Source organism: Nocardioides sp. J9 (assembly GCF_007829375.1).
Classification (GTDB): Bacteria; Actinomycetota; Actinomycetes; order Propionibacteriales; family Nocardioidaceae; genus Nocardioides.
Genome location: NZ_VLJQ01000053.1, coordinates 1 through 12,474, shown reverse-complemented (window position 1 = coordinate 12,474; position 12,474 = coordinate 1). Strand labels below are relative to the sequence as shown.

The following is a 12,474-nucleotide window of genomic DNA, read 5'->3' as shown; positions in this document are numbered from 1 at the left end:
GCCGGCGTCGCGGAAGGTCTGGATCATCCGGGTGTTGTCCGGCAGCACCTCGGCGGTGAACCGCTCGATCCCCCGCTCCCGCCCGGCCTGGGCGAGGTGCTCGAGGAGCAGCTGGGCGATGCCGCGCCCCTGGTGCCCGTCCTCCACGAGGAAGGCCACCTCGGCCTCGCCGTCGCCCACGGCGTCGTACCGGCCGACGGCGATCATCTTCTCCTGCAGGATCACGATGAGCGCGACCCGGTCGACGTGGTCGACGTGGGTGAACCGGCGCACGTCGCGCTCGGAGAGGACCGGCATCGGCGAGAAGAAGCGGTAGTACTTCGACTCGTCGGACACGCGGGAGTAGAACTCGACGAGGATCTCGTCGTCCTCGGGCCGGATCGGCCGGATGTGGGCGGTGCGGCCGTCGCGGAGCAGGACGTCGCCCTCCCAGTGCGCCGGGGGCGCGACGATCTCCTGGGTCGGGGTCGCGTCTCCGGCGGTCACAGGGAGAAATCTATCGGGCAGCCCCGCACGCGCCAGAGCCGCGTCCGGTGACAGACCGGACCCTCCTCCGCGGAATCATCGGGGCGACCAGCGAGAATGGGTCCCATGGCACGGCGCACCAGGCAGGAACCCCTCCCGGAGGACTTCGAGGAGCACATCCTCGACACCGACATCCGCGACGAGATGCAGTCGTCGTTCCTGGAGTACGCCTACTCGGTCATCTACTCCCGGGCGCTGCCGGACGCCCGCGACGGCCTCAAGCCGGTGCAGCGCCGGATCCTCTACACGATGAACGACATGCGGCTGCTCCCCGACCGCGGCCACTCCAAGTGTGCGCGCATCGTCGGTGAGGTCATGGGTCGCCTGCACCCGCACGGCGACGGCGCGATCTACGACGCCCTGGTCCGCACCGCCCAGCCGTGGGCGCTGCGGCTGCCGATGCTCGTCCAGAGTGGCAAGCCCGTCGGCGTGATGCGCACCCACGAGTGGGCTGCCGATGGTCGACGGCCACGGCAACTTCGGCTCCCCCGGCGGCGAGGACCCCCCGGCGGCCATGCGTTACACCGAGGCCCGGATGGCCCCGGCCGCGGTCGCCATGACGGAGTCGATCGACGAGGACACCGTCGACTTCAAGCCCAACTACGACAGCCGCGAGTACGAGCCGACCGTGCTCCCCTCGGCGATCCCCAACCTGATCGTCAACGGCACCACCGGCATCGCGGTCGGCATGGCGACCAACATGGCCCCGCACAACCTGGTCGAGGTGGTCCAGGCGCTGCGCCACCTCATCCAGCACCCGAAGACCGACGTCGAGGGCCTGATGCGGTTCATCCCGGGCCCCGACCTGCCGACCGGCGGCAAGATCGTCGGCCTCGACGGCATCCGCGACGCCTACGAGACCGGTCGTGGCTCGTTCAAGATGCGCGCCACGGCCCGGATCGAGACCGTCGGGCGGCGCAAGGGCATCGTGGTGACCGAGCTGCCCTACAACGTCGGGACCGAGAAGGTCATGGAGCGGATCAAGACCCTGGTCCAGTCCAAGAAGATCCAGGGCATCGCGGACATGAAGGACCTCACCGACCGTGAGAACGGCCTGCGCCTGGTCATCGAGGTCAAGAACGGGTTCGTCCCCGAGGCCCTGCTCGAGCAGCTCTACAAGCTGACGCCGATGGAGGACTCCTTCGGGATCAACAACGTGGCCCTGGTCGACGGCCAGCCGCGGACGCTGGGCCTCAAGGAGATGCTGGAGGTCTTCCTCCAGCACCGGTACGACGTGGTGCGCCGCCGCTCCCAGTTCCGCCGCGGCAAGAAGGCCGACCGGCTGCACCTCGTCGACGGCCTGCTCATCGCGCTGCTCGACATCGACGAGGTCATCCAGGTCATCCGGACCAGCGACAACTCCGCGGCCGCGAAGGAGCGGCTGATGAGCGTGTTCGACCTCTCCGAGCTGCAGGCCGAGTACATCCTCGAGATGCAGCTGCGCCGGCTCACCCGCTTCTCCCGCCTCGAGCTGGAGAAGGAGCAGGAGACGCTGCGCAAGGAGATCGAGGAGCTCGACGCGATCCTCGCCGACGAGGGCCTGCTGAAGAAGGTCGTCTCGACCGAGCTGGCCGAGGTCGCCAAGACCTACGGCACCCCGCGTCGTACCGTCCTGCTCGAGTCGGCCGGCACCGCCGTCGCCGCCGCGGCCACCCCGCTCGAGGTCCCCGACGACCCGTGCTTCGCACTGCTGTCGTCGTCCGGGCTGCTGGCCCGCACCTCCGGCGCCGACGAGCTCGGCACCGGCGGAGGACGGGCCAACCACGACGTGGTCGTGTCCGCGGTGCGCACGACGGCCCGAGCCGACATCGGCGTGCTCACCTCCGCCGGCCGGCTCCTGCGGCTCTCGGTGCTCGACCTCCCCGCGATCCCGCCCTCGGCCAACGAGCCGAACCTCCAGGGCGGCCTGCCGCTCAGCGAGATGCTCGAGCTGGCGGCCGGCGAGCGGGCGCTCGCGCTGACCACCCTGGTCGGCGACGGCCCCGGCCTGGCGCTGGGCACGAAGCAGGGCGTGGTGAAGCGGGTCAACCCCGAGGTGCTCAACAAGGAGGAGTGGGACGTCATCTCGCTCAAGGACGGCGACGAGGTCGTCGGCGCCGTCCAGCTGACCACCGGCGCCGAGGAGCTGTGCTTCGTCACCTCCGACGCCCAGCTGCTCCACTACACCGCCGACACGGTCCGCCCGCAGGGCCGCTCCGGCGGCGGCATGGCCGGCATCCGGGTCGCCGACGGCGAGCGGGTCGTGTGGTTCGGCGCGCTCGACCTCAACGCGCCGGGCGGCGTGGTGCTGGTGACCGCGTCCGGCTCCTCGACCGCCCTGCCCGGCACCGAGCCCGGCTCGGTGAAGGTGACCGACTTCTGGGAGTACCCCGCCAAGGGCCGGGCCACCGGCGGCGTGCGCTGCCACCGGTTCCTGAAGGGCGAGGACGCCCTGGTCTTCGCGTGGGCCGGTCCGGCCCCGGCCCGGGCCGCCGCCGCGAGCGGCGCACCGGTCGACCTCCCCGAGTCCGGCGGGCGCCGGGACGGCTCCGGCGTGCCCGGCAGCCAGCCGATCGTCGCCGTCGCCGGACCGCTCACGGCGAGCCCGGCCGTCGCCGCGACCTCCCCCGGTGCGGCCTCCACCGATGTGTCAGGGTGACCCCATGACGACCCCCACCCGTGTCGCCGCCGGCCTGCTCACCGGACTCCTCGCCGTCGGCGGGCTCTCCGCCTGCTCCGGCGACGACGGCGGCGGTGGCGGGGGGTCGTCCTGGTCCGAGGCCGGCGCGAAGGCCAAGGAGCTGCTGGACGGCACGAGCGGCATCACGGTGTCGATCTCGACGACCGACGACCCGGGTGTCGACTACCTGTCGTCGGCCACCGGGACGATCGTCGCCGACCCGGCCGCCTTCGAGGGCGAGGTCAGCGGCAAGGTCACCGGATTCGCGGTCAACGACGTCCCCGTCGTCTCGACCGGCGGCACGCTGTGGATCAACCACCCGCTGCTCGGCGGCTGGAGCGACCGCTTCCAGCCCGACGACCTCTGCGCGCCCGACCCCGCCACGCTGCTGTCCCCCGACTCCGGCGTCTCGAACGTGCTGACGTCCAGCACCGACGTCGAGAAGGGCGAGTCCGAGCGCGGCGGCAAGGACAACAAGGAGGTCTTCACGACCTGGTCCGGCACGGCCACGGGTGACGCGATCCGCGAGATCCTCCCCTGCGCCGAGGGCGACGAGTTCGGCGCGACCTACCGGGTCGACGACGACGGCTACCTGCGCACCGCCCGGCTGACCGGCGTCTTCTTCCCGGACGCCGAGGAGGTCACCTACACGATCGACGTCACCGGCTACGACGTCACCAAGGACATCACCGCACCGGAATGACCGCCATCGACGCGCGGCCGACCGGCCGCGACCGCCTCCTGCTGGTGCTGTGCGGGGTGGCGGTGGCCTTCGCGGCGATCGACACCTACGTCGTCGTCCTCGCCCTGCCGGACATGATGGCCGGCGCCGGCATCCCGGTCGACGAGCTCCAGCGGGCCGCACCGATCGTGTCCGGCTTCCTGCTGGGGTACGTCGCCATGCTGCCGCTGATCGGCCGCATCGCCGACCTGCGCGGCCAGGTCCCGGTGCTCGCCATGTCGCTGGTGCTCTTCGCCATCGGCTCGCTGGTCACCGCGATCTCCTACGACCTGCCCAGCATGGTGGCCGGCCGCTTCCTCCAGGGGGTCGGTGGCGGTGGCCTGGTGCCGGCGACGATGTCGCTGGTCGCCGCGCTCTACCCCGTCGAGCGCCGCGGCCTGCCGCTCGGCCTGGTGTCGGCGGTGCAGGAGTTCGGCGCCGTCCTCGGTCCCCTCTTCGGCGCGGTCGTGCTGTCGTTCACCACCTGGCGCGGCATCTTCGCCATCAACCTCGCCGGCGGGGCGGTCCTGCTCGTCGCCGTCTCGCTCCTGGCGCGCGGCGGCGCCGTGCGGGCGGTCGCGGCGGGCAGCCCCACCCCGGGGGCCGGTCCGTCGGCGCGGCGCTGGGGCGGTCGCCTCGTCGCCGTCCTCCTGCTCGCGGCGACCGTGGTGACCGGGTTCATCACCTTCGTCCAGCCCTCGGAGCTGCAGCGCGACCTCACCTGGGGCCAGCTGTTCATCCCGTACGTCGACGGCGGGTCCCGCTGGGTGACACCGGTCGGCGTCGCCACGATCGGCTGCAGCGTCGCCCTGCTGCTGTGGTGCTGGTTCGTGCCACGCGCGCTCGTCGACCTGCGCGGCTGGTTCGGCCACCTGGTCGCCGCCGACCTGCTCGGCGCCACCCTGCTCGCTGCGGTCCTCGGCGGGATCGTGCTCGCCTTCGCGACCGCCGACCCCGAGGTCGCGGTGTTCTCGCCGCAGGGCCCGTGGTTCCTGGCCGGCTCCGCCCTCGCGCTGGTCCTGCTGCTGCTCCACCTGCGCCACGCGGAGGACCCGATCGTGCCGCGGGGCGCGCTGCGGGCGACGCCCGCGTGGGGCTCGCTGGTCGTCAGCTTCCTGGTCGGCTGGGCGCTCATCGCGGCCCTGGTCGACATCCCCCTCTTCGCCCGGACCACGACCCAGCAGGACTCCCAGCTCGGCGCGGCGCTCGTGCTGCTGCGCTTCCTCGCCGCGCTCCCGGTCGGCGCGCTCGTCGGTGGCTGGCTGCTGCGCCGGGTGCCGGCCGGTGTGCTCACCGCCGTCGGCATGGCCGCAGCCAGCGCCTCGTTCGTGGCGATGGCGCGCTGGGACGAGACCAGCCTCGACGGCTTCGGCAGCAACGTCCCGCTGGTGCTCTGCGGCCTCGGCTTCGGCCTCGCCCTCGCCCCGGTCAACGCCGCGATCCTCGCCACCACCGACGACGACACCCACGGCCTGGCCAGCGCGCTGGTCGTCGTGGCCCGCATGGTCGGCATGCTCGTCGGCATCTCCGCGCTGACCACGATCGGCCTGCGCCGCCTCTACGCCGCCCAGGCCGAGGACCCCGACCTGGGGATCCGCGAGCTCGGCATCGTGCAGGAGCACGCCGTGTTCGCCGGGGCTGCCGTCGCGGCGCTCGCCGCCGGCCTGCTCGCCCTCCTCGTGTTCGCCCGCGCCGGCACCCGAGGGGTGGACACGGCGGAGGCGCTTCGGGCCGGCGGATAACCTGTCAGCATGGGCGATTTCGATGACCTCCTGAAGGCGAACCAGAACTACGCAGCGTCGTTCGACCAGGGAGGCTTCGACGGCAAGGCCCATGCCGGGGTCGCAATCGTGACCTGCATGGACTCGCGCATCGACCCGCTCAAGATGCTCGGGCTCGACTACGGCGACGCGAAGATCTTCCGCAACCCCGGTGGCCGCGTCACCGAGGCCGCCCTCGAGGCCCTCGTGCTCGGCTCGCACCTGCTCAACGTGGACCGGATCCTGGTGATCCCGCACACCCGCTGCGCGATGGCGTCGAACTCCGAGGCCGCGATCCAGGAGAAGATCGGCGCCGCGGTCGGTCACGACGTCAGCTGGCACACCTTCCACGTCATCGAGGACCAGAAGGTCGCCCTCGCCGAGGACATCCGCAAGGTGCGCTCGCACCCGCTGATCCCGGACACCGTCAAGGTCGGCGGCTTCATCTACGACGTCGACACGGGCCTGCTCTCCCAGGAGGTCTGAGCCCTTCCGGCTCGGTCGAGCAGCTCAGCCGAGCAGCTCGCGCAGCGCCGCGTCGACCAGCGCGCCGGGCAGCTCGTCGAGCCCGGTGACCACGTCGAGCAGCCGGTCGGTGTCCGCCACCGGGTCGGCCAGCGGCACGTCCAGCAGGAGGGGACAGTCGACCGCTCCCCCGTCCGGCTCGGGCGGCAGCGCGGGCGTCCAGCACCCGACCTCGAGCACCAGGCCGGCCTGGCTGCCGGCCCCGGAGGCCCGCGGGTCCACGTACCAGAACAGCTCGCCCACGGGGATGCGGAGGTGGCCGCGACGCGCCTTCGCGCCCCGCGCCTTCAGCTGCTTCACGACCGCCGCCCGCGCCTGCTTCACCACGGCACCAGCATCGCGGACCGGGCCCTGGTTGCCCACCGGCGTCCCGTCCGCGGACGCCGGCGGCCCGGGCGGTCAGTCGGCCAGGACCGGGACCACGAGCCGCGACGGGGTCGCCCCGCCCAGCTGCACCCGGTAGATCCCGCCGACGAGGTTGAGCAGGTCGCCCGGCAGCGGGAGGTACGCCGGCAGCTCACCCGTGGCGAGCACCAGCCGCAGCCGGTGGCCCGGCGCCAGGGTGTGCACGACCGGCGGCACCATCACGTCGAGGGTGGTCGCCCGGCCCGGCGTCAGCGGCTTCTTCGCCGCGTGGGTGATCGGGTGGTGCGGGTAGAGCACCAGCCCGTCCGGCGAGCGCCACGACTTCTCCTCGTCCACCGCGCGGTGGGAGGCCAGCAGCGCGCCGGTGCTGATCTCGACGGCCTTGCCGGACGGCGCGACGTCGTACACCTTGGCGACGACCTGGGCGTCGCGGGTGGTCGAGGACAGCGTGACCTGGGCGTTGATCGGCCCGGCGATCGTGGTCGCCCTGCTGACCGGCTCGGTGGTGAAAGTGCGCGAGAGCGGGCCGGGCAGCGACGGCTGGAGGGAGGAGTCGGCGCACGGCTGGGAGAAGCCGAGCTTCTTCGCGACCAGCTCGAGCATGCCGAGCGCGTACATCTCGGTGGTGCGCTGGCACGGCAGCGACAGTCCGGTCCACAGCAGCGAGGTGCTGCCGTCCGGGGCGTCGGCGACGAGGCGGCCGCCCGCGGCGAGCTCCCAGGCGCGGGCGGGGGCGTCCGGGACCGGCCACTCCCGCAGGTCGCGGCGGGTGTCGTCGCGCTGGACCACGTGCAGCGGGGTGTCGGTGTCCTCGATGCCGTTGTCGACGCCCTTGAGCCAGCGGTCGAACCACGTCAGGGTGAGCGCCTCGAGATCGACGTGCGAGGTGCCGATGGTGGCGTGGAACCACGGGCCGACCAGCGCCTGGTAGCGCCCGGAGACCCGCTGGCCGGGTTGCATCGCCAGCGTGGTCTCGCGACCGGCCACGGCGTTCTGCAGGCCGACGTAATTGCGGAAGACGCCGGCCTGGAAGATGTCGTCGAAGCCGCCGACCAGGTAGGCCGGGATGCCGTTCTCGACGATGCGCGACAGGGCCCGTTCGGGGCCTCGCGCCCGCCAGTACGCGCCGTCCTCGGCCTTCGCCCCGCCCAGCAGCACGTCGGCGGTGGCGCCGACGTGGAAGTCGAGCAGGCCCGCGGCGTGGTCCAGCAGCGGCGAGAGGATCGTGGCGGGGTCGGCGGCGATGAGCGGGTTGAGGGTGTTGGTGGCCGCGGTCAGCGAGAGGTAGGCCGCGACGCCCTCGAGGTCGAGCAGGCCGCCGGGCAGGACCGCGTCGCGGAAGATGCTGTTGGAGGCGATCATCGGGAAGATCGCCTTCAGCGGGGAGTCGGGGCCGACCTCGGCGGCGGCGAAGAGCTGCGTGATGCCGAGGTACGACGCCCCGGTCATCCCCACCTTGCCGTTGCTGCGCGGCAGCGCGGCGGCCCACTCCACGACCCGCACGCTGTCGCGGGCCTCCTGGGGGTGGTTGAACGACCACTGGCCCTGCGAGGAGCCGGTGCCGCGGACGTCGACGATCGCGGCGATGTAGCCGCGCTTCGTGAAGTAGTCGGGGTTGCCCAGCAGCGCGGTGAACCCGCCGGCGTACCCGGCCAGGTCCTTGCCGTAGGCCGTCTCGATCAGCACGACCGGGAACGGACCTTCGGCGGGCTCGCCGGTGGCCGGGTCGGTCGGGCTGTAGACGTTGCCGCGCAGGACGACGCCGTCCTCCATGGTGATCGGGAGGTTGCGGCGCACGGAGACGCCGTAGACCGGCTCCGAGGCGGTCGCCGCGGGGTCGATGTCGGACCCGCCCGAGCCGGGGCCGCCGCCGGCCGCCACCGCGCCGTCGCCGGAGGCGCTCCCGGAGCCGCCCGGACCGTCCCCGGTCGCGGCGCCTGCCGTCGTGCCGCTGCCGCGCTCAGCTGCGTCGGCCGCACCCGCGGCCCCCGACCTGTCAGCACCGTCGGCCGGGCCTCCGGCCGCAGCAGCACCGTCGGCTGCCGGCTGGTCCGCGTCGCCGCCGGCCAGGGCCACGGCCCCCGGGACCCCCAGGCCGGCCACCAGGGCGGTGGCGGCGGCCCACGCCACCCAGCGTCGCCGGGGTGCCCCGTCCCGAGCACGGCGCGGGAACGCGATGGTCAGCTGCGGCGGCGGTACGGGCATGCTCTCCCCTGGGTCCGGTGACGGGTCCGGGGAGAAAACCGACCGATCGGACGGAAAGTTACGCGGTCCGCGCCGGTGCGACGGCCCTCAGGCGTCGAGCGCCTCCATGTCGACCTCGTAGGCGCCCTGCACGATGAACTCCTTGCGGGGCGCGACGTCGCTGCCCATGAGCAGCTCGAAGACCTCGGCCGAGAGCTCGGCGTCGTCCACCGTCAGCCGGCGGAGGGTGCGACGACGGGGGTCCATCGTCGTCTCGGCCAGCTGATTGGCGTCCATCTCACCGAGGCCCTTGTAGCGCTGGACCGGGTCCTTCCACCTGACGTTCTTCTTCTTCAGCTCGGCCAGCTTCCGCTGCAGCTCGTCGTCGGAGTAGGTGTAGACGTACTTGTCCTGGCCCTTCTTCGGGTTCGAGATCTCGATCCGGTGCAGGGGCGGCACGGCGGAGTAGACCCGGCCGGCCATGATCAGGTCGGGCATGTACTTGAAGAACAGGGTCGCGAGCAGCGTGCGGATGTGCGCGCCGTCGGAGTCGGCGTCGGCCATGAAGATGATCCGGCCGTAGCGGCGGGCCTCGAGGTCGAAAGTGCGGCCCGAGCCGGCGCCGACGACCTGGATGATCGAGGCGCACTCGGCGTTCTTCAGCATGTCGCCGACCGACGCCTTCTGGACGTTGAGGATCTTGCCGCGGATGGGCAGTAACGCCTGGAACTCGGCGTTGCGGGCCAGCTTGGCCGTGCCGAGCGCGGAGTCACCCTCGACGATGAACAGCTCCGTGCGCTCGTTGTCGTTCGCGCGGCAGTCGGCGAGCTTCGCCGGCAGCGTGGACGACTCGAGGGCGCTCTTCCGGCGCTGGGTCTCCTTGTGCTGGCGCGCCGCGATGCGGGTCTTGGAGGCGGAGACGACCTTCTCCATGAGCAGCTTGGCCTGCGCCTTCTCGGCGCGCTTGCTCGAGGTGAGGAACGCCTTGAGCTCCTTGGCCACGACCTTGCGGACGACGGTGCGCGCGGCCGGCGTGCCGAGGATCTCCTTGGTCTGCCCCTCGAACTGCGGCTCGGCCAGGCGGACCGTGACGATGGCCGTCATCCCCTCCAGGATGTCGTCCTTGATCACGTCGTCGTCGTTGACCCGGAGCGCCTTCGACGCCCGCATCGCCTCGTTGAACGTCTTGGTCAGCGCGGCCTCGAAGCCGGAGACGTGCGTGCCGCCCTTGGGGGTAGCGATCACGTTGACGAAGGAGCGCAGCTCGGTGTCGTAGCCGTTGTTCCACCGGACGGCGACGTCGACGGTCAGCTCGCGCTCGACGTCCTGCGGGGTCATGTGCCCCTTGTCGTCGAGCAGCGGGACGGTCTCGGTGAAGGTGTCGCTGCCCTGCAGGCGCAGCACGTCGGTGACCGGCTCGCCGGTGGAGAGGAAGTCGCAGAACTCGCCGATGCCGCCGTCGTGGCGGAACTTCTCCTCGACCCACTCGCTGGCGTCGGCAGCGCGCTGGTCGCGGATGACGAGCTCGAGGCCCGGCACGATGAACGACGTCTGGCGGGCGCGGCCGATCAGGCCGTCGAGCACGAAGCCGGCGTCCTTGGTGAAGATCTGGCGGTCCGGCCAGAACCGGATCCGGGTGCCGGACTTGCCCTTGGCGACCCGCCCGCCCTTGCGGGACAGCCCGGAGGTCGGGGTGAACGGGGCGTCGGGTCCCTCGCCGTCGAAGACCCCCGGCACGCCGCGCTGGAAGCTGATGCCCTGGCGGGCCGGCGAGCGGTCGACGTCGATGTCCATCCGGCTCGACAGCGCGTTGACGACCGACAGGCCGACGCCGTGGAGACCACCGGTCGCGACGTACGAGCCGCCGCCGAACTTGCCACCGGCGTGCAGCTTGGTCGCCACCACCTCGACGCCGGTGAGCCCGGTCTTGGGCTCCTTGTCGGTCGGGATGCCGCGGCCGTCGTCGTGGACCTCGACCGAGCCGTCGCCGTGCAGGGTGACCTCGACGCGGTGCGCGAAGCCCCCCAGGGCCTCGTCGACGCCGTTGTCGATGATCTCCCACAGGCAGTGCATCAGGCCCCGGGTGTCGGTGGAGCCGATGTACATCCCGGGACGCTTCCGCACGGCTTCGAGGCCCTCGAGGACCAGGAGGTGGGCTGCGTTGTAGGCGTTGTCGGCGATGACCGGACTCCTTCTGGAAAACTGGTGCTGCACGCACGGCGGCTGGGTACTACCAAGCCTGAATCTACCCGCGACACGCCGGAGGCCGGTGCAGGCACACGGTGCGGGCCGGGTGGACGATGACGGACATCGGCGAGGGGACTGACCAGATCAGGTCACAGTGACCGGTCGGAGGATCACAACCTTGTTTCGGGTAGTGGAAAATCAGGAATCCTACGGGGACTTGGTGATGGGATGAACGCATCGGGAACGTGGAATCAGCCACAACCGGTCGGGAATCTTTGTCCTGGTCGCTACGTTGATCCACACGTCACCCGATGAGGGTGTTGTAGCCGGCGAAAGAGAGGCCCGAGATGACGACTGCTGTAGCTCCCAGCGCCCCGCTCACCGCGGAGGACCGCTGCGACCGTTGTGGCGCCCAGGCCTACCTCCGAGTGGAGCTCATCACGGGCGGAGAGCTTCTCTTCTGCGCGCACCACGCCCGCGAGCACGGTGACAAGATCCGCGAGATCGCTGCTCACGTGCACGACGAGACGCACAAGCTGACCGACAAGCCGGCCCCCGCCGCCGACTGACGTCGACCTGCTGGACCGCGGCCCCGGGGCGATCCCGGGGCTGCGGTGTTTTTCGGGGCGTGACCTTCGCCACGCGGCCCGCCGCGAAGGCCCGGAGGACGTTCCTATATCGCGTCAAGGGCTTGTAGGTCGGCTTTGAGGGCTCCGAAGAGTTCGCGGGCGATGAGKCGTTTCATGGCTCGGATGGTGTCTTTCTTCGACAGGCCTTGGGTGGTGCGGCGTGCGAGGTAGTCGATGGCTGGCTGGTGGTAGCGCAGYCGGCCGATCGCGACGAGGTGGATCGCACTGTTTGCGGCGCGGTCCCCACCTCGGTGCAGCCGCATCCGGTGTGTCTGGCCGGACGAGGCAGGGATCGGGGCGATCCCGGCCAGCCGAGCGAACTTCGCATCGGTGCCGATCCGGTCGATGTTCTGCCCGGCGGTGATCAACAGCTGTGCTGCGATGGCGGTGCCCACGCCGGGGCGTGCCAGCAACCGTGGTGCTGCCTTCGCCACGAGCGTGTCGAGTGCCCGGTCGAGCTCGGCGATCTCCTCGTCGAGTGCCTCGATGCGGCGCGCCAGGTGACGCAACCCGTGCTTCGCCGCCTGGACCGGGTCATCAAGACGGGTCAGGTCAGCGCGCAGCCGGGCCGCGGTGGTGGCGATCTGGCGGCTCGTGGTGCCGAGCCGGTCACGCAACGCAGCGGGAGTGGTGATGGCTTCGGCGCTGATCTGGGTCAGTGCCGCGGCGCGGGCCTTGACCGCGGAACGGCGTACCGAGTGCAGGCGGGCGATGGCGGCGATGATGCCGGTGGTGTCCTTGGGGATCGTGACCGCGCGCCCGGTCCGGGCTGCCTGGGCAGCCGCAGTCGCGTCGATGGGGTCGGACTTGCCGTGGCGGGCGCGGGTCCACACGTCGGGGCGGTCGACCTCGAGGACCTGCAGGGATTGTGCCTGCAGGATGCGGGTGAGCTCGGCGCCGTAGGTGCCGGTCTGCTCG

At 71.7% G+C, this 12,474-nt stretch carries 8 protein-coding genes and 2 pseudogenes; 5 read left to right on the top strand and 5 right to left on the bottom strand.

The annotated features are described in order from the left end of the window. Nucleotides 1-60: 60 nt before the first annotated feature. Nucleotides 61-336, bottom strand: a pseudogene (locus L615_RS24050) (GNAT family N-acetyltransferase); the annotation flags it as partial. A gap of 255 nt (nucleotides 337-591) precedes the next feature. Here L615_RS24050 and L615_RS04970 point away from each other — a divergent pair. The 4 genes and pseudogenes from L615_RS04970 to L615_RS04955 all read left to right on the top strand — a co-directional run bounded on the left by L615_RS04970 (nucleotide 592) and on the right by L615_RS04955 (nucleotide 6,151). Continuing rightward, nucleotides 592-3,163: pseudogene (locus tag L615_RS04970) on the top strand (DNA topoisomerase (ATP-hydrolyzing) subunit A). Nucleotides 3,164-3,167: 4 nt separating this feature from the next. Continuing rightward, nucleotides 3,168-3,887, top strand: a complete 720-nt coding sequence (locus L615_RS04965) for an LppX_LprAFG lipoprotein (RefSeq protein WP_186449739.1) — start codon at nucleotides 3,168-3,170, stop codon at nucleotides 3,885-3,887. Continuing rightward, nucleotides 3,884-5,647 (top strand): MFS transporter, encoded by a 1,764-nt coding sequence (locus tag L615_RS04960; protein ID WP_145724319.1) that lies wholly within the window; start codon nucleotides 3,884-3,886, stop codon nucleotides 5,645-5,647. The genes L615_RS04965 and L615_RS04960 overlap by 4 nt, the downstream gene beginning before the upstream one ends. Nucleotides 5,648-5,656: 9 nt before the next feature. Further along, entirely contained in the window at nucleotides 5,657-6,151 is a 495-nt protein-coding gene (locus L615_RS04955) for a carbonic anhydrase (RefSeq protein ID WP_028656312.1), read from the top strand. A gap of 24 nt (nucleotides 6,152-6,175) precedes the next feature. Here L615_RS04955 and L615_RS04950 read toward each other — a convergent pair whose 3' ends face one another. From L615_RS04950 to L615_RS04940, 3 genes are all read right to left on the bottom strand, one after another. Beyond that, the gene (locus L615_RS04950) at nucleotides 6,176-6,517 is read right to left on the bottom strand and encodes a hypothetical protein (protein WP_186449738.1); all 342 of its coding nucleotides are present in this window, start codon (nucleotides 6,515-6,517) and stop codon (nucleotides 6,176-6,178) included. Between the two features lie 72 nt (nucleotides 6,518-6,589). Then, entirely contained in the window at nucleotides 6,590-8,761 is a 2,172-nt protein-coding gene (locus tag L615_RS04945; RefSeq protein WP_145724317.1) for a CocE/NonD family hydrolase, read from the bottom strand. An 87-nt stretch (nucleotides 8,762-8,848) separates the two neighbouring features. Beyond that, nucleotides 8,849-10,846: a type IIA DNA topoisomerase subunit B gene (locus tag L615_RS04940; protein ID WP_145724343.1), complete on the bottom strand. Its 1,998-nt coding sequence runs from the start codon at nucleotides 10,844-10,846 to the stop codon at nucleotides 8,849-8,851. Nucleotides 10,847-11,274: 428 nt separating this feature from the next. On the opposite strand from L615_RS04940, the gene L615_RS04935 reads away from it, so the two are divergent. Next, nucleotides 11,275-11,496, top strand: a complete 222-nt coding sequence (locus L615_RS04935; protein WP_028656308.1) for a hypothetical protein — start codon at nucleotides 11,275-11,277, stop codon at nucleotides 11,494-11,496. A 104-nt stretch (nucleotides 11,497-11,600) separates the two neighbouring features. Here L615_RS04935 and L615_RS04930 read toward each other — a convergent pair. Beyond that, on the bottom strand, nucleotides 11,601-12,474 hold an 874-nt coding region (locus L615_RS04930; protein ID WP_145724316.1), incomplete at its 5' end, for a transposase.

What these genes read in the sequence shown, in the direction of transcription:
- L615_RS04965 (WP_186449739.1), top strand. Translation starts at nt 3,168, where the DNA reads ATGACGACCCCCACCCGTGTCGCCGCCGGCCTGCTCACCGGACTCCTC.
- L615_RS04960 (WP_145724319.1), top strand. Translation starts at nt 3,884, where the DNA reads ATGACCGCCATCGACGCGCGGCCGACCGGCCGCGACCGCCTCCTGCTG.
- L615_RS04955 (WP_028656312.1), top strand. Translation starts at nt 5,657, where the DNA reads ATGGGCGATTTCGATGACCTCCTGAAGGCGAACCAGAACTACGCAGCG.
- L615_RS04945 (WP_145724317.1), bottom strand. Translation starts at nt 8,761, where the DNA reads ATGCCCGTACCGCCGCCGCAGCTGACCATCGCGTTCCCGCGCCGTGCT.
- L615_RS04940 (WP_145724343.1), bottom strand. Translation starts at nt 10,846, where the DNA reads ATGTACATCGGCTCCACCGACACCCGGGGCCTGATGCACTGCCTGTGG.
- L615_RS04935 (WP_028656308.1), top strand. Translation starts at nt 11,275, where the DNA reads ATGACGACTGCTGTAGCTCCCAGCGCCCCGCTCACCGCGGAGGACCGC.